Raw genomic sequence first — 17,201 nt, 5'->3', positions numbered from 1 at the left:
CTGAGGAGGAGAGCAACGGCATCTGTCCATGCTATCTTCACTTGAACCTCACGAGTATATAAAAATAAGCAGTGCTCTCCCGCTGCCGATCGTTCAGGGATTGCACTGCTTATTTACTGAAATGGGGATTATGACTGCGTGCCCAGAGCGATCCACGATACTGTGCCGTAATCACTGCTGTCCCCGCTCAAACGTCTGATTTTGAGCAATACGGATTCTTTACGCTGCTCAATCACGCTGACTTGGAAGTCTGTCGTATTACACATGGCGACGAATGCATAGCCTGCTGATTCAAACTCTTCCTCAAAGGAGATCACCACTTCTTGCTCAGCTGCTTCCTCCTCTTCAAAAGCAATAATATACTGCCCAAACTGCTGTGTAACCGGGTGCTTCAATGCCGAACGTACCGGAGTAAAGCTCAAGTGCTCCGGACACAGTGTTCCTTCTGCAACATGCTGTCCTTCAATCACTCGTTCCGCCAGCTGCGCTCCTGTAATCGATCGTGATTCAAGGACTGTAGCCGGAAGGCTCTCATCTGCCAGCTTATCGCCTGTGATGCTCTTATCTTGAATCAGCTCGGCCCCAATCGCCCCTTCCTCGATATGAGCCCCATTGATGCTGCGAAGCCGAATATGATAAGGAAGAATTGCACCTTCAAATATATGTCTAGATTGAATGGCCGACTGCTGCAAATGATTGGAGCTAATGATCTCAGCCTGCAGATGTGAACCATTAATGGATAACGGCATCAGATGCTCCCATGAGATGGAGGATATGCCGTAATGCTCATGCTGAATCAGACCCGGCATGAGATGCATGGACTGCACTGCTTCACTAGCAAGGTGAGAGCTGCCGATTGCACCTTCTTCAATAAGTCCAGACCTGATGGACAGCGCCTGAATATGTTCGCTTTCAATCGTTCCAGGCTGTATATGGTAAGATGAGATCGAATCTGGAGCAATGTGATGCTCACGAATAGCACTGTCCTGAACATGCCCTGAACCGATCGCGGCTTCTACGATATGCAGGCCTTGAACACTGCCATGCTCTAAATGTTCAGTGGATATGGCTGCTGCCTTTACATGATGGCGGTCGATAATCTGATCCTGAAGTGCATCCTCATTAATGGATGCGTTCATCAGATGAACCTCGCCTATGCTCGCACGGGCAAGCTTGCTTCCTGTGATCGTCTCATCGAGAATCCATTCTGCTTGCCGCAGATCACTGGCCAGATGCTCGGCCGTAATGGTGCTCTTCTTGAGATGATACCCTTGAATGCTCCGCTCTGCCACATGCTTGCCGAACACGGACTCATTCGCAAGATGAGTATCGAGAATGGATTGAGGAGCTATTTTGTCAGACGTAATCGCATTCGCCTGGATCGACTCATGAGTGATGGCCCCTGGATATAAATGGCCGCTCAGCACACTGTGTGCCGCAAGCTTCGTTGCGGTTACACTGCTGTCTGCGAGCTTCGCTCCGGTCACGGCCAGATTGGCTAGCTTATCGGTCGAGACACTTTCGGGCGACAGCTTAAGCGATGTAACCGCATAGTCTGACAGGTGCTGAGGAAGCACGGCTCCATTTTTAATCAGCTGATCGGTTATACTTGCCTGAGCAAGATGCCTTGTGTTAATGCTGTTGTCTGCAATTGCAGCGGAGAGAATTGAGCCTTTCTTCAGGTGAATGCTGTCGATGGAATCGGCAGCGATATGCTCGGTATGAATAGCCTGCCCTTGAATTGCCTCCCTGCCGACACTGCCAGGCGTCAAGTGAATATTCTGAATAGACTTCTCTGCCAGATGCTCACTGCGAACCGCATTATCTGCAATAATGCCACTATCTACCGACCCCGATGCCAGCTTAGATTCAGTTACACTCTTGTCGGCAAGCTTATCCGTAGTAACCGATGAAATTTGCAGATTCTTCGTATTCACTGCGTTATCACTCAAGTGCAGGTGCTGAATGCTGCGAGGTGAGATCGCTGTGCTGATGACGGATTCAGGTCCCAAATGCTGTGCCTGAATCGTACTGTTACCGATGTGTTCTGACTCAATGGCCTCCTTGGTTAAATGCCAAGCATAGATAGAGCCTGCGGCCAGATGAGCAGAGCCTACTGCACCGCCTGCGATGTGTCTCGTATGCACGGCCTGGTCTGCAATTTTGGCTGCGAGAATGCTCTGATCCGCAATTTTGGAAGAAGTTACAGCCTGCTCTACTAATTGGGCGGTGCCCACGGATTGATCACTAAGCTTCGTGGTGCCTATAATCCCATCCGCCAGATGATGCCCCAAGATTTCAGACTGTCCGATTTGCTCTCTGCCGATGGCACCTTTCCGAATCTGCTTTGCACCAATCGTCTCTTCTGCTAAATGCATCTCTGTTACGGCTTGCTTCTTAATGTGTGCTTCTCCAACGGCCCCTTCAGCAAGCAGATCGGCGTCAATAATCTTCGCAGATAAGTGCTGCTTGCCTATGGATCCCTCCGCAAGATGCTCCGAGTTTATTCCTCCCTGGACCACGTGCTGTGCAAGAACGGCACGGTCCTCGATTTTTCCAGAGGTTACAGCGCCATCTCTTATCTTGCGCGAGGTTACCGCATCATCGGCCAGCTTGGAATTATGAACGGCTCCATTCCCTAACTGTCTGGTTCCTACTGCGCTTCCTGCAATCTTCTCCTGTGTAATGGATTCATCCTGAAGCATGGCACTGGAAATGATCAGATTGGCAAGGTGCCGCGTGCTGATGGAACCATCAGCGATCTTGTCAGCATCGATGCTCTGGTCGCTTAATTTCCTGGAAGTGATGCTGCCGTCCTTGATCTTGCCGCCTGTTATTGATGCGTCCTTTACTTTGTCTCCCGAAATGGCTCCATTGACCAAGTGCTCATCCAACACAGAGGCTTCGGCCAGCTTGGAGGACACAATAGCCCGGTCTGTAATATGAATAGCAGTAACCGCATACTCCTGAAGAGCTTCGCTGCCTACAGCTCCCCGTTTGATATGTCCGCTGCTGATTGCGTAAGGGGCCAGCTGTGTACCTGTTACAGCATGCTCGCTAATGTCCTCAGTGTAGATAAATGCTTCTCCTCCTGGCATCTGTTTCTCCGCCAGCAGCTCTTTCTTTGCAGTGATCAGGCTGTGACTGGATGGAGTGTCTTGTTTTATATTCGATACCGGGCTAGTGACTGTCTCCTGCAGCAGCGTTTGATCCGTCTCGGAAATGGATGATGCCTGGGCGATAGGGGCTGCCTGGGCCGTTTCCTCTTCCTGAACAGGTACAGGTACAATTACCGCACCCGCAATAGAAGCCTTCTCTTTGAAGGCAGGTTCTTCTAAGGCAGTGGATTCAGTCTTAGCATTCAATTTACTCTGCTGCCTCGCCTTAGCTCTCTCCCTCTCTGCATTTAACCGGTCCAGTAGTGCAAGCTCACTCGTATCGGGGTCTATCCCAAAACGATGTTTGGATGCATTCTGGCTCGTTTTGATCTTCCCTCTTTTTTTCAACACCGCTCGCTCCTTTATGACAAAACAGTTATTTTTCCTGCATCCTATGCACAGCTATGGGCATGTGACACTCTCCGTACTCACTTCATACAGGTCCATGCCTTAATTTTAGGCTTGTATACAACGGCTGGACGCGGGCTGTTCTCCCTATCGGGACGATTCCTGCAATCATAGAATAGAATTGAACCTTTCCTTAACGTATCCGGAAGGAGGAATCAAGCTTATGGAATATGTCGGTATCCTCCTGGACTCTTCCGTCTATCGAGGAATTCCTCATGCCAGAACAGGGCAGGAATCACTTGTATCATATGAGCTGGCAGCAGCTGCCTACGACCTCATTCCCTGTTATATGAGGCTTGAAGATATTCATTTACCCTCAGGAACGTGCAGAGCCTATATCCACTCAGAGAACACATATAAGCTCAATACTATCAAGCTTCCCTATATTATTCATAATCGGGCTATGTACTTTACCACAGCCAGTCACCACAAAATGGCCGGACTGATACAGCGGGGAATTCTCATCTATAACCTTAGAAATCGATATAAAAAAGTTCAAATTCATAGACTGTTATCCCGAAATTCAGAGCTTGTGCCTCATTTGCCCGAGTCAGAGCCGGCAACAAAGCAATCCTTAGCACGGATGATGGCTAAGTATTCCGATTTAATTATCAAGCCCAGCAATGGGAGTATTGGATCCGGAGTGATGCGGCTTACACAGCGAAGCGCCTTGTGGCAGCTCTCCTTCCATCCGAAACCAGGCAAATGGAGACAAATAAGATTCAAGCAAGGAAGACTGCCGGCCTTTTTGCCGGCACGCCTTACTCGCAAAGAGCACCTCATTCAGCAAAGAATACCTTTGGCCACTTATGAAGACAGACCTTTTGATCTGCGTGTAACCGTACAGCGAGGGATAACCGGGGAATGGGGAGTTACAGGGATGTTCGCCAAGCTGGCTGCCTCTAAGGATGCTTTTATCACCAATGTAGCTCGCGGCGGATCAGCTATGGCGGTAGACCGCATATTTTCTAGCGCGTTCCCTCATGTTGCAGCAGATAAACTCCAGAGCAGCATTCATCATTTGGCTCTGACTGCAGCACACCAGCTGTCTGTCGAGCTGCCCCATATTGCGGATCTTGGCATAGATCTGGGTATTACTGCCGCAGGTGAACTCTACTTGATCGAATGTAATGGAAGAGATCAGCGCTATGGCTTCCGCAAAGCTGGCATGCCGGAAGAATGGACCCGGAGCTACCGTGAACCGATGGCGTACGCACGTTATCTACTTGATCAGAAACCGTCTGCTGCTTCTCTGAACGGCCTCAACCTTATTACAAGAACGTCATATTGATTTCGATCCAGTTCTGTGTCAATATTATGCAGAGTGGCCGGACTTTACGATTGTCCGGTCTAGACGCTCGTTTCCTAAGGGGGATATACATGTCGAAACCGTTGCTGCGCCTCATGACAGAGCTTTCTTCACGCAAATGGATCTCCCGGCTTACCGGCACTTTTTCCAAGAGCAGTGCGAGTAGGCTGCTAATTCCGTGGTTTATCCGAACCTACGAAATAGATCCTAATGAGGCCGAACTAGAACCAGGCGAATACCCTTCCCTGAACGCTTTTTTTACGCGAAGGCTGAAGCCCCATGCGAGGCCTCTGCATGAACACCCAGATTCTCTGCTCAGTCCGGTGGACGGCAAAATTACAGCAATGAGCCCGATAACCAAAGGCACCATTCTTAATATTAAAGGTCACGATTATACCCTTGCTGATCTACTGAACCAATCTCCTCACATGGAGAAGTATAAAAATGGATGGGCCGTCATTCTGTATCTGAGTCCAAAAGATTATCATCGAATTCACGCTCCGGTTACGGGTAAACAGGTAGAGAGCGAGCATATCCGCGGTAAAGTATATCCGGTGAATGATTTTGGTCTGCGTCACATGAGAACCGTATTAAGCCGGAATGAACGGCTTATTACATATATCAAGCATGAGCATGGCGAGATTGCGCTTGTGAAAGTCGGTGCTATGAATGTAAGCAGCATTCAATATGCTGATGACAAAGTGAAGGCTTGGCAGCGCGGGGATGAGCTCGCTTACTTCGAATTCGGCTCTACTGTCGTGTTGCTGTGCGAGAACGGTACCTTTGTACCAAGAGAAGACCTGGCGGAAGGGGACAGTGTCCGGATGGGTGATTCACTTGGAGTCATTGTTTCAAAGGCAGCAGAAATAAGAAGGCCTTCATAGAAGGACACAGTGAATAGTGCATGGATCTAGATAGTAAAAAGCAGCAGTCTCTCGGAGAACATTTTCCAGAGGGCTGCTGCTTTTATCATTTCAGGCTTTTGCATCATTCGATATGATTGTTCATGGGATGTATACAAAAGCCCCTGTATATGAAGAGTAGTCAATATATGGATTCAGTCCAACTTCATTTCAATCCATTCTAGAACCAGACGTCTTCCACCGGTTTACGGCGCAAACGATTACGGAACAGAGAACAGCCTTTGCCAAAGCAGCCGCGATTACGAATTCTGCGAATTCCGTTCAAAGTAGACCCTCCTTACTCCTGCATGTTATACATTAATGCATATACCCAGCAGCATGAGGTTTGAAACTTTGATTATCGATTTGCGCTATTTTACACTCTTGAATCAACGGATCTCCGATGGACTTCTCCCCGTGTATTGCTTGAACTGCCTGCTGAAAAAGAAGATATCGCGATACCCGAGGGCATCCGCCACCTCTGTTACATTCATTCCTGCATGCACCAGCAGGTGCTCTGCACGTTCAATGCGCATCTTGATAATATAAGACTGGACGGATGAACCGATCAGCTCTTTAAATTTAATGGAGAAATAACGGGGGGAAAGTCCTGCTCTCGCCGCAAGATCCTCTACCCGATGATTAATGCCGGGATGCTGACGCACGTAGTTAGCAATCTCCTGAATCGCTTCAGCTAGCTGGTTACTAACCTTCTTCTCTGCAGGGTGCTCCTCATATTCCAGACGCAGCAAATGAATCATCATCTGCTTCAAAATAAGCTTATTCTCTTCTTCACGTCCATAGGCTTGGGATAAAAATAACCTCACGTATCTCGCAAGCATATGCTCAAAGTCAATCGTCTCTCGAAGCCGGTTATACGTACCCGGTACTTCTGTAACCGGCTCCTTGACATCAAAATGTATATACGTTAGTACAAACGGCTTCTGCGGATTATGAGTTGCGCTTGTATGGTCACCAGGACGGAACAAGAAGCAGCTCCCCTTCTGGGCATGATAAGGCTCATCATTTACAATGACCGTACCTTCTCCGCTCCACACATAAAATAAATCGTAGTTTTGCATCGGTTTTTCGCGTTTCTGCCATTTCCAGCCTGGCTCACAGACAATCTTGGCGACGGCGGGCAAAATCACAAAAGACGACGGTGACGCATGTAACATGTCGTCCTTCCTCCTTATTAAGTGGATCATTATCCCTTATTATAGCGTGAAACGAGGCGGAAGAAAAACGCTTCATCATGTAGATATGATTAACTATTTAACGTCCATCCAGTAAATTGCCGAGTCCTCCAAGAACACTGCCTTCCTCTTTTTTTCCCATGCTTGCAGACAGCACTTTATCAGCCAATCTTGAGAATGGCAGAGACTGTACCCAGACTTTACCCGGTCCACGCAAAGTGGCAAAGAAGAGACCTTCACCGCCGAATAATGCAGTCTTTACTCCCTTGACGAACTCAATATCATAATCAATAGTGGATGTCATCGCGACAAGGCAGCCTGTATCTAAACGGAGCGTTTCACCAGGCTGGAGCGTTCTTTCGATCACTAAACCGCCGGAATGAACGAAGGCTAGGCCATCCCCTTCAATTTTTTGCATAATGAAGCCTTCACCGCCAAAGAAACCTGCACCCAGCTTACGACGAAACTCAATGCCTACCGATACTCCCTTGGCTGCACACAGAAAGGCATCCTTCTGGCAGATCACTTTACCGCCAAGATTAACCAGGTCGAGAGGGATGATCTTGCCTGGATACGGTGAAGCAAAGGTTACACCTTGACGGTACCTGCCTTCGTTCGTGAATACCGTCATGAATAAGCCCTCACCTGTGATGAGTCGTTTGCCTGCCCCCATCAGCTTACCCATCATGCCTCTTCCCGCTGAACTGCCGTCTCCGAAGATCGTTTCCATACGAATATCCTGATCCATCATCATGAAGCTGCCTGCTTCAGCAACTACACTTTCACCCGGATCGAGCTGAATTTCTACACACTGCATCTCTGAACCGAGAATGGAATAATCAATTTCATGTGCCGGCATTTGAATTCCCCCGTAATTTTAATTAATTTTCAAATAAGTCCTTATTAATGACTATGATTACGAGATATTATCTTTACTGGTTTCATTTCGCTTACTTTATTTTCCTTTTTCTTGTCCATATTTGATATCTTCAAATGCCAATGTCATCCTTAGGATGCCTTCTTTTATTTGTTCCTCGGATAGATGCGCGTATTTAAAAAAGAGGGAGGGTCTGGACGGATCGAGCTGGAATCGGATTCCGTCAGTGAAGTATACTCCTCGCCGTATACAGGCCCTTTTAAATGCAGCATAATTCTCATCGTTCCCGTTCCATAGCGCGTAAAAACCCAGCCCCGCATCCCCTATAAACACAGTGAACATGTGGCCTGCATGCTGCTGGATCCAATCGGCAAATTTCTGATGTTTGACCCCATACCTGCGAGTCAGCTTTCGAATATGCTTCGCATAGCCGCCACGAGACATCCAGACAGCCAGCGCCCGCTGTTCATATAGACCTGCAGATATGGGATCGTAGTAGGCCTTGGCAGCAACGACCGGTGCTACAAGTGCTGGAGGCAGAACAGCATAGCCCAGACGAAATCCCTCCGGCATCGTTTTGGAGAAGGAGCCGATATGAACGACTCTTTGCTCCTGATCCAGCACTTTCAGCGGCTCAATCGGTCGTCCTTGAAAGCGGAATTCGCTGTCATAGCTGTCTTCGATAATAATTGCCTGCCTGTTTCTTGCCCAAGCCAGTAGAGCCAGCCTCCGCTCCAGATTGAGCACAACGCCCGTTGGGAACTGCCGGCTGGGCGTAACAAACAGAAGACGTGCATCCCAATCCTCAGGAATAATTCCATGATGATCTACGGTAGAGGGAATCACTTCGCCTCCGCACACCTGGACAGCCTGGGCAAACCCCTTGAATCCCGGACTTTCGACTACTGCCTTCTCGCCCTCATCCAATATCACTTGGGTAAGAAGCGCTATAGCCTGCATCGAACCGTTGAATAAGACTATTTCCTTGCCGCTGACCATAATACCCCGAGTTGCTCCCAGATGCGCAGCTATGGCTTCTCTTAAACGTATGTCGCCTGCCGGGTCATACAGACTTTCATATTTTCCCTGTTGATTGCTTCTCGATAGGAAACTCTTCCATTCCGCATATGGAAAATCGGCATCAGGCTGGTGTGATCTGTCAAAACGTATTTCCTCTGTCTGCTGATGTGGGGGCTGCTCATCCGGCAGGAGAAGATGCGAATTGATCGCTGTTAATGATTGATACTGTTCTGCTGCACGTTTCCCCCACGCAGATAATCGAATGTTTGTATTATGTAATGCCTCTGGCGGTTCACCCGGTATGCCGGCAAAGGCTACATAAGTCCCTCGTCCGGTCTCCGTGTGAATATACCCATCGGCCTGCAGCATGTCATAGGCGGTTGCAACAGAACCGCGAGACAGTCCGTATTGAACAGCTAACAGCCGAGTGGCCGGCAGCTGAGTTCCACTCTGCAGCGTTCCTGACAGAATTGCATCCCGAATCGCATGGTACAGCGCATGGTATTTATAACGGTATTCCTTGATATATCGATCCCAAGATAGCATAAATTCCATGTTGTTCGTTCCTCCGTTTATCTGCAGCTTCCGGTTTGAGTTTACATGCATTTTATAGATTGGACTATAAAAAATCAATGGTATTGGATCTTTTTTCATGACAATAGACGGACTAAGATGTAGAAAAACATCAATATAACCCGCTTCAAGGAGGCACACGTTCATGAGAAGAAAAGAATTTACCATAGAACAGGAAGAGGAGATCACTGAATTTCTGTCAACACAAACCTTCGGATTTCTTGGTACCGTAAGTATGGACAACAAACCAAGGGTAACACCACTCAATTTCGTTTACGATGAGGGCTGTTTTTATTTTCACGGCAGTCTGGCTGGAGAGAAAATGAAGCATATTAAGGCAAACAGCACGGTCAGCTTTACTGTGGCAGAAGAGTATTCCTTGATCCCTTCCTACTTTAAGGATCCCTTGCTGGCCTGCCCCGCTACCGCCTTCTTCAAGAGTGTGTCCGCCAGTGGTCATGCAGAAAAAGTAACCGATTTGAAGGAAAAAGCCCGGGCTCTGAACCGATTTATGGAGAAGCTCCAGCCGGAGGGAGGCTATCTGACCATCGATGCCGACGATCCAAGATATACAGGTCAATTAAAGGCTGTAGCCGTCGTCCGGATCGTTCCAGAAACGCTGAGTGCGAAATTCAAATTCGGGCAGAACCTGCAGCAGGACAAGCATGAGCAGCTTCAGGAGCAGCTTGAGCAGCGAGGTGAGGCTAAGGATGCGGCAACCGTAGAAATGATGCGAAAATATTGCCCTTTTCACTCCTGAATATTTCCATGTTTTCTCTTTCCAGGAGCCGTTCATACTACAGCTGCAGCTTGTTCATGCTTGCTGCACAACCATTATAGCTCAGCAATGTAACGCGGTAATGCATTGTAAAGGTCATTTGTATTGTTTTTCCGTGACGGCGGCTGTGCTTGGTGCTATAATATGAGGCAGTGTAAATGGTCTCTAATTTATTCAACGACTTGGAAGGATGAAAATCGATGAACCCACTGGCTGTACAGCTGAACGAAAGTATTCAAGCGGGCAGCGATCATGTGTACGACATGCTCTCGAGGCTCGGCAAAGAGCTATATTATCCGAAGGAAGGTATTCTTAGTCAATCGGCTGAAGCTTCAAGCCGTGCGAAGAAATACAATGCAACGATCGGGATTGCTACCGAAGGCGGCAAACCGATGCATCTGCAAGTCATCCAGGAGAAACTATCTGCTTATAAGCCACAGGATTTGTATCCTTACGCACCCCCGGCTGGTAAACCGGATTTACGAGTAGCATGGCGGAACAAAATGATTGAAGAGACGCCATCCTTACAAGGTAAAATATTTGGCAATCCCATCGCAACGAACGCTCTGACCCATGGTCTCAGCATTGTGGCAGACCTGTTTGTCGACGACGGAGATGCTGTTATATATCCAGACAAAAACTGGGAGAACTATGAACTCACCTTTGGAGTTCGAAGACATGCCCGTCTGGTCAATTATCCATTGTTTAATGATCAGATGAAATTTAACAGCACCGGACTGAAGGAAGCCCTCCTTGCACAGAAGGATCAGGGCAAAGCTGTTGTTGTCTTGAATTTCCCGAACAATCCGACAGGCTACACCCCGGGCATTGAAGAAAGCAAGGAGATTGTAGCAGCTGTCAAAGAAGCCGCAGAGGCAGGAATTAATGTCGTTGTAGTCACCGATGATGCCTATTTCGGTCTTTTCTTCGAGGATTCCATTCACGAATCTTTGTTTGGAAGCCTGACCGGCATACACCCACGAGTTCTACCGATCAAGATTGACGGCGCAACGAAGGAAGAGTTCGTATGGGGATTCCGTGTCGGATTTATAACGTATGCCCATGACAACCAGGACATCCTGTCTGCACTGGAACAGAAGACGCTGGGTATTATCCGTGCAACGATCTCTAGTGGTCCGCATCCTTCACAGACCTTTGTGCTTGATGCGCTGAAATCACCTGAATTTGCAGCACAAAAAGAAGAGAAGTTCCACATCATGAAAGCTCGTGCCAATACCGTAAAAGCACTGCTCGACAGCGGCAAATACGACGGAGCATGGGAATACTATCCTTTTAATTCAGGGTACTTCATGTGTCTGAAGGTTACGAAGGTACAAGCTGAAGAGCTGCGAGTGCATCTTCTGGACCGATACGAGATCGGTACCATTGCGCTCGGCGAGCATGATTTGCGTATTGCCTTCTCCTCGCTGGAGGAGAACCAGCTTGAGGAGCTGTTCGACACCATTTATCAAGCTGTCCAGGATCTGACACAAGGTTAGATTCAGATTCAAGTATTAAACCAGGTAAGTCCAAATCACGAGAAAAGTATAAGCCCCTCTGACTTCGTCAGAGGGGCTTGTTTGTGTGTCAAAAATAGACGGCTTATATTTGTCGTTTATTTTTTTATGCATCAAAAGGCAACTGCCCAAACACGAGAGGGATTTGCGTCATAGGATACGTTGTACGCTTCGTAAGAGAAGCTTACCATTAAATGACTCGAAAGGGGTATGGAAATATGTCTGGAAAAGATGAAAGAAGCTACGGAGATTATGGAAACTACGGTAGTTATGACCATGGAAGCAATAAACTTGGTGCAATCCTTGTATTGTTCATCCTTCTCGTAATCATCGTTAAATCCTTCTCCTCGTACTAATTTCAGGTGAGCAGCAGCTCGGTAAATTTTCGTACCTGATCTAACCTCGCGAATAAGTCACCAGGCCATAAAGGAAAGGGGGCTATCCATTGATAGCCCCTTTCCGCTAATCACCTTACACTTATTCCAATTCTTCTTCCTTAGTCCATTTCTTCAGTTGTGAGCTTCGGAACATACGGGCGATGAGTAGGCCAAGAGCTAATGTAATTAGCAGCTCTACCCATCTGCCCCACCCTCCGACAAGCAGTGGAATCCATAACAAGATGGTTAACGCTGACTGCAAGGTATATACGAACTTCAGTACCTGTAGTCTACGGCTCTCTGCTGTTACCGGATAGATGTAGATCCAGAAGGAATCACGGTGATATCGGAGTAGTCCGGACAGCTGAATTCCCAGTACGAACAAGAAGAATAAGTATACTCCGCTTCCCCACAGGCTGCTTCCCGTCCAGTACACGAACAGACCGCCTACAATGGCAAGCCTGATACATATTCCCAGCAGATCACTGCGGATGAAGGTCTTTGCTATTAAGTATTGAAAAGCTTTGTCCTGCCCCCATGATATACGTTCGGCCAGTGGTGCAAGCAAACGGCGGGAATGGACACGCTGCTTGAGTGCAGGGACCTCGACGAAGAAACCTAATGTCTTGATGACTCTCGCCCCTCTGATCTGCTCGGTTTCGATCAGATGCTCCCAATGAACAGGCAATCGTACGGGCAGACGAAGAGAGACGACATACAGCACAGTCAGTACAGCGATAAAGATTAATCCAGGTATAACTTGATGCCATATCCATGCATACAATGACAAGGTAATCACAGCATAACGCAGAAGCCGGTATCCCATTCGTGACGACTTGGTTAACATTTGCTGCTCGCACCAGCCTCCGAAGCTGGCAATGCATTTTAAGATCACGAGCAGAATGAGAAACAGCAGGAAGGGCTTGGGTTCTCCTTCACTCCGAATATAAAGCGGCCACAAGAGGATGAATAACATGATGAGTCCAACCGTTTTGTAGACGATACCCCGAATAAAGCTGTTCTGCAAATATAGATGCATCCGATATTCCTGAGGTCTTAAGAAGACAATATCGGCTTGACGAAGATAGGTCCGATAGCTGCTGAAGATGACCGGAGCAACGAGCACAACAAGCATAACCCACCGAATCGGAAAACCATTCGGTACATCTTGTACAAGCGAAGTGTACCATGCGGAAAACGCGATCAGGGAAAAGCCAAGGACGACGGCTACTCCGCTCTGCAATACATAGCCTAAATAAGGAGTAATTTGGCTCCAGAATGCACCTCGTCTTGATTTCCATAGCTGCTGCAAATCCATCCTCTAATCCCCGCCTTGTACGAGCTTATAGAATATTTCCTCCAGCGGCGCCTGTCTCATTCCGGACCCAGCCCGAAGCTCTTCCAAAGTCCCTTGTGATATAATCTTTCCGCCATGAAGTATGACGAAACGATCGCAATAGTTCTCTATCGTGGACAGGATATGTGAGCTGAGCAGAATCGATGAACCCGAGGCGCGAATTTGCATCATGAAATCGAGCAGTGATCTGATGCCCAGTGGATCTAGGCCCAGAAACGGTTCATCAATAATGTAAAGTGGAGGTCTGGCCACAAAAGCGCTCATGATCATGACCTTTTGACGCATCCCTTTGGATAGATGGGCAGACAGGCTGTCTTTTTTGTCCCCCATACGGAACATGTCCAGGAGATGATCGGCCCGCTCTTCGAACTCCGTCTTGGACACATTATAGGCCCTTGCGGTAAATTCCAAATGCTCCATAACGGTCATCTCCATGAACAGCTCTGGTGATTCCGGAACATACGCCATGCCGCTCTGGTAAGCTTCTGGATTCTCATCCCTGCGTTTGCCTCCAATGAGCACCTCTCCCTGATGAGGCACCATCAGACCTAAAATATGCTTCATTGTCGTACTCTTCCCGGCACCGTTCAGACCGATCAGGCCAACCATTTCACCAGGAGCAACATGTATATCAATATCATGCAGCACCGGCTTCTTTGCACTGTACCCTCCGCTTAATCCGTTAATTTGCAGGATAGGTGTCTGTTCCATGTGATCCCCGCTTTCTTCTAGGACTCGCTGCTATCATTACGTTTATTCTTCAGCCATTTCGGAGCTCCTTTGTTCTTCTTGTCTTGCGCCTTCTCATTCTTGCGTCTTCCGGCTGGAGCCGGCTTGTCCTTCGGACGGCTTGGCGTATGGCTGATACCCGCTTTTGGAGAAGTCGTTCTTGGAGCAGCCTCTGTACTTGATCCGCTTGCTCTTGTGCCTTCACGGAATGCACTGCGCTTCGCTTGATCGTCCCGTTCCTGTATTTCTCCTCCGTACAGCACCCGTTCAATCAGCTCGATTCCGAGCTCTCTTGCGAATTTACGCATAATGAATGTTTCCTTCTCACCCACAATGGAAATCACCGTTCCCGTCTTGCCCATCCGTCCTGTTCTTCCTGCCCGGTGAACATAGTGATCAGAATCAAAGGCCGGATCAAAGTTGATAACCAGCGGAAGATCCTGAATATCCAGTCCGCGCGCCGCAACGTCACTGGCTACCAGCAGCTTGATTTTGCCCTCTCTAAAATTCGCAAGGACTCTACTCCGAGTCATTTTATCGGCATCGCCATATAAGGCAGCTGCAGACAGACCCATAAAGTTCATCTTGCCTTCTACTTCGGCAATAGTTTCTGCCGTATTCGCGAACACGATAGCTCTGGACGGGTCAAAATGGCGCACAATTCTTCGCAGCATGTCCACCTTTTCCCGTTCCTCAGCTACAAAGTAGAGATGCGTCAGACCGCTCGCTGTCATCTGCTCAGGTTCAATGCCTATGGTGACCATATCCTTCATTTCGCGCTTGGCAAGCTGCTCGGTCTCCTTATCCACCGTTGCAGACAAGAATACAAGCTGACGATCCCTTAATGAACGATGCATGATCTGCTCTACATCTCCGGCTCCGCCAAGCTGGAACACTTGATCCACTTCATCAATGACAATCGTACTAATCTGATGCATCTTCAGCTTGCGAATTTCGATAAGTTCACGCACCCGTCCCGGTGTACCCACAACCACTTCCGGATGTTCCTTCAGCTTCTCAATTTGGCGCTTGATTGCAGCACCGCCGATGAGTCCCAGTGTCTTAATTCCGCGGTAGGCACCGTATGTTTCGGCTTCGCGAACAATCTGCATCGCCAGCTCCTGTGTTGGAGCGAGGATCAGCTTCTGCGTACCCTTGATATCCGTATTTACCGTCTCCAGCACCGGCAGCAAATAAGCCAGCGTCTTTCCTGTTCCTGTCTGGGAGCGTGCAAGCACATCCTTGCCTTCCTTAATGACGGGAATGGTCTGCTCCTGTACAGGAGAAGGTGTCTGTATGCCTCGTTCTTCCAGTCGTTCTATCAAACCCGGGCTCAGCCCGAGCGAATTAAAAGTTGTCGTCATTCAAGTCCATCCTTTGTTATAAGTTCATTACTGTTCATTATATGCGAAAAACGTTCACGTACCAAATTACGGCTGCCAAAAAAACAAAAGAACGCTGCAGCAGTATCCATCCAGCTCACCAAAATTGATTGAAAACGCATCAAAAAACACACAAAAAAGCTCTTGAGCACAATTCTGTTCAAGAGCTCTCTATAGCTATTTACGATTTAACAAGCCATACGTAAGCTTGTCCGCCAGCCTCGGAAACAACTGATATAGCTTTATTCCTGCCGCAGCGATATGCGGAAGATTAACCTCTTCCTTCTGTTTAATGATCGCCTGAACCATCTTATCCGCTACATATTCAGGCTTCATAATAAAGCCCTTCAGGTTGCTAATGTAACTACCGCCTGGATCTGCCGTCTCAAAGAAAGGCGTATCAATCGGCCCCGGATTAATCGTCGTTACCTTGATCCCTGTCTCTCTCAGCTCCTGACGCAGTGCATTGCTGAAGCCAAGCACGGCATGCTTCGTTGCCGTATAAGATGCAGACTTTGCTGTTCCAATCTTGCCTGCCATGGATGCGACATTAACGATATGCCCCTGTCCGGAAGCTAGCATATGGGGCAGTACAGCCTTCGTCATTCGTACGATACCCATATAATTTACGTCCATCATTTGTTCAAAGGCCGCTACAGTCATGTCCTTCGTCATCTCGAATTGACCGTACCCTGCATTGTTAAGCACAACATCGATCTGACCGTACCTGTCGATCATCCTCTTAATCAGTGCTTCCACCTGAACATTATCGGTTACGTCCAGCGGATACCAGTCCGGTGTACCGGTGATCGAGGCACTGATCTTCTGCAGCTTGTCCTCCGACCTCGCCAGCAGCACGGGCAGAGCGCCCTGCTCACTTAGCTTCTGAGCGCAGATTGCGCCAATACCGCTGGAAGCTCCTGTAATGAGTATTACCTTATCCTTTAATTTCATCTTTCTTACCTCCCGAGTGCAGTCCACTTATGTATCTGATCATAGTGTACCTGCAAATGGGTTTCAAGATTACAGTTCCATGATAGGATGTAAGCTGCCTTAAGCTGAATCCTGCCTTCTTACGAAATCATCACCTGGATATCAAGCTCTCCGATGCCGTCCATCACAAGCGGAATACTTAGAGCCTGGGTCACCGCATCCATCGCTGGATGGGAGGACTTCGTCACTTGCGGCGGCGTAATATCAACGGCAATACCCTGATTGTATAGAATCGTGCTTGCGTTCCCGCTGATCATATTGCCAAGCTCTGAAATGGCGCTTTGTCCCATCTCATCCATCTCTGAGATAACAAATCCGCCCATCATCGCAGAGACGATCCGCAGTGCCACCTGCTCCTGTATTCCGAACACGACCTTCCCGTTCAATTGTCCCGTCATTCCGATTAGAATCCAGATGTGGTCCTCGAGAAATTCAACTTGCTTAATACCCAGCTTGCCTGCGGAAGGTGAAATCTGAATCAATTGCTCAAATACGAGCCGCGCGGACTCCAAGAATGGATTAATTACTTCGGCTTTCAACGATTGTGCCTCCTTACTAGGTTAATGGTCACGAATCAAAAGTCCCATTATTTTAACAATATTATACTTGAAGCCACACCAAAATT

14 protein-coding genes are annotated in these 17,201 nt (G+C 48.1%); 5 read left to right on the top strand and 9 right to left on the bottom strand.

Annotation, left to right across the window (positions count from 1 at the left end):
- Window positions 1-128: 128 nt before the first annotated feature.
- Window positions 129-3,506: a WIAG-tail domain gene (locus tag ACFSVM_RS21015; protein WP_379264354.1), complete on the bottom strand. Its 3,378-nt coding sequence runs from the start codon at window positions 3,504-3,506 to the stop codon at window positions 129-131.
- 223 nt (window positions 3,507-3,729) lie between these two features.
- On the opposite strand from ACFSVM_RS21015, the gene ACFSVM_RS21010 reads away from it, so the two are divergent.
- Together ACFSVM_RS21010 and asd are read left to right on the top strand one after the other, a co-directional pair.
- Window positions 3,730-4,857, top strand: coding sequence for a YheC/YheD family endospore coat-associated protein (locus ACFSVM_RS21010; protein ID WP_379264352.1), 1,128 nt, complete (start codon window positions 3,730-3,732; stop codon window positions 4,855-4,857).
- An 89-nt stretch (window positions 4,858-4,946) separates the two neighbouring features.
- Window positions 4,947-5,759, top strand: a complete 813-nt coding sequence (gene asd / locus ACFSVM_RS21005) for an archaetidylserine decarboxylase (protein WP_379264350.1) — start codon at window positions 4,947-4,949, stop codon at window positions 5,757-5,759.
- Window positions 5,760-6,166: 407 nt separating this feature from the next.
- Here asd and ACFSVM_RS21000 read toward each other — a convergent pair whose 3' ends face one another.
- The 3 genes from ACFSVM_RS21000 to pdxR form a co-directional block, all read right to left on the bottom strand.
- Window positions 6,167-6,955 carry a helix-turn-helix domain-containing protein gene (locus ACFSVM_RS21000; RefSeq protein WP_047913601.1) on the bottom strand — a complete coding sequence of 263 codons (789 nt, stop codon included), beginning with the start codon at window positions 6,953-6,955 and terminating at the stop codon, window positions 6,167-6,169.
- Window positions 6,956-7,052: 97 nt separating this feature from the next.
- Window positions 7,053-7,832, bottom strand: coding sequence for a TIGR00266 family protein (locus ACFSVM_RS20995; protein WP_379264348.1), 780 nt, complete (start codon window positions 7,830-7,832; stop codon window positions 7,053-7,055).
- 96 nt (window positions 7,833-7,928) lie between these two features.
- Window positions 7,929-9,425 carry a MocR-like pyridoxine biosynthesis transcription factor PdxR gene (gene pdxR, locus ACFSVM_RS20990; RefSeq protein WP_379264346.1) on the bottom strand — a complete coding sequence of 499 codons (1,497 nt, stop codon included), beginning with the start codon at window positions 9,423-9,425 and terminating at the stop codon, window positions 7,929-7,931.
- Between the two features lie 163 nt (window positions 9,426-9,588).
- On the opposite strand from pdxR, the gene ACFSVM_RS20985 reads away from it, so the two are divergent.
- From ACFSVM_RS20985 to ACFSVM_RS20975, 3 genes are all read left to right on the top strand, one after another.
- Window positions 9,589-10,203, top strand: a complete 615-nt coding sequence (locus ACFSVM_RS20985) for a pyridoxamine 5'-phosphate oxidase family protein (protein WP_379264344.1) — start codon at window positions 9,589-9,591, stop codon at window positions 10,201-10,203.
- Between the two features lie 218 nt (window positions 10,204-10,421).
- On the top strand, window positions 10,422-11,720 hold the full coding sequence (locus ACFSVM_RS20980) for an aminotransferase class I/II-fold pyridoxal phosphate-dependent enzyme (RefSeq protein ID WP_076315061.1): 1,299 nt from the start codon (window positions 10,422-10,424) through the stop codon (window positions 11,718-11,720).
- Window positions 11,721-11,956: 236 nt separating this feature from the next.
- The gene (locus ACFSVM_RS20975) at window positions 11,957-12,094 is read left to right on the top strand and encodes a YjcZ family sporulation protein (RefSeq protein ID WP_379264341.1); all 138 of its coding nucleotides are present in this window, start codon (window positions 11,957-11,959) and stop codon (window positions 12,092-12,094) included.
- Between the two features lie 121 nt (window positions 12,095-12,215).
- On the opposite strand, the gene ACFSVM_RS20970 is transcribed toward ACFSVM_RS20975, so the two are convergent.
- The 5 genes from ACFSVM_RS20970 to ACFSVM_RS20950 all read right to left on the bottom strand — a co-directional run bounded on the left by ACFSVM_RS20970 (window position 12,216) and on the right by ACFSVM_RS20950 (window position 17,115).
- The gene (locus ACFSVM_RS20970) at window positions 12,216-13,433 is read right to left on the bottom strand and encodes an ABC transporter permease (RefSeq protein WP_379264339.1); all 1,218 of its coding nucleotides are present in this window, start codon (window positions 13,431-13,433) and stop codon (window positions 12,216-12,218) included.
- A 3-nt stretch (window positions 13,434-13,436) separates the two neighbouring features.
- Window positions 13,437-14,183 carry an ABC transporter ATP-binding protein gene (locus ACFSVM_RS20965; RefSeq protein WP_379264337.1) on the bottom strand — a complete coding sequence of 249 codons (747 nt, stop codon included), beginning with the start codon at window positions 14,181-14,183 and terminating at the stop codon, window positions 13,437-13,439.
- 17 nt (window positions 14,184-14,200) lie between these two features.
- Window positions 14,201-15,565, bottom strand: coding sequence for a DEAD/DEAH box helicase (locus ACFSVM_RS20960; RefSeq protein WP_379264335.1), 1,365 nt, complete (start codon window positions 15,563-15,565; stop codon window positions 14,201-14,203).
- A gap of 195 nt (window positions 15,566-15,760) precedes the next feature.
- Window positions 15,761-16,537 carry an SDR family NAD(P)-dependent oxidoreductase gene (locus tag ACFSVM_RS20955; protein WP_379264333.1) on the bottom strand — a complete coding sequence of 259 codons (777 nt, stop codon included), beginning with the start codon at window positions 16,535-16,537 and terminating at the stop codon, window positions 15,761-15,763.
- 119 nt (window positions 16,538-16,656) lie between these two features.
- The gene (locus ACFSVM_RS20950; protein ID WP_379264331.1) at window positions 16,657-17,115 is read right to left on the bottom strand and encodes a chemotaxis protein CheX; all 459 of its coding nucleotides are present in this window, start codon (window positions 17,113-17,115) and stop codon (window positions 16,657-16,659) included.
- Between the last annotated feature and the right edge of the window lie 86 nt (window positions 17,116-17,201).

The sequence above is a fragment of the Paenibacillus shunpengii genome (assembly GCF_042684905.1).
GTDB lineage: Bacteria > Bacillota > Bacilli > Paenibacillales > Paenibacillaceae > Paenibacillus > Paenibacillus shunpengii.
This window is presented reverse-complemented; position numbering and strand designations above follow the sequence as displayed.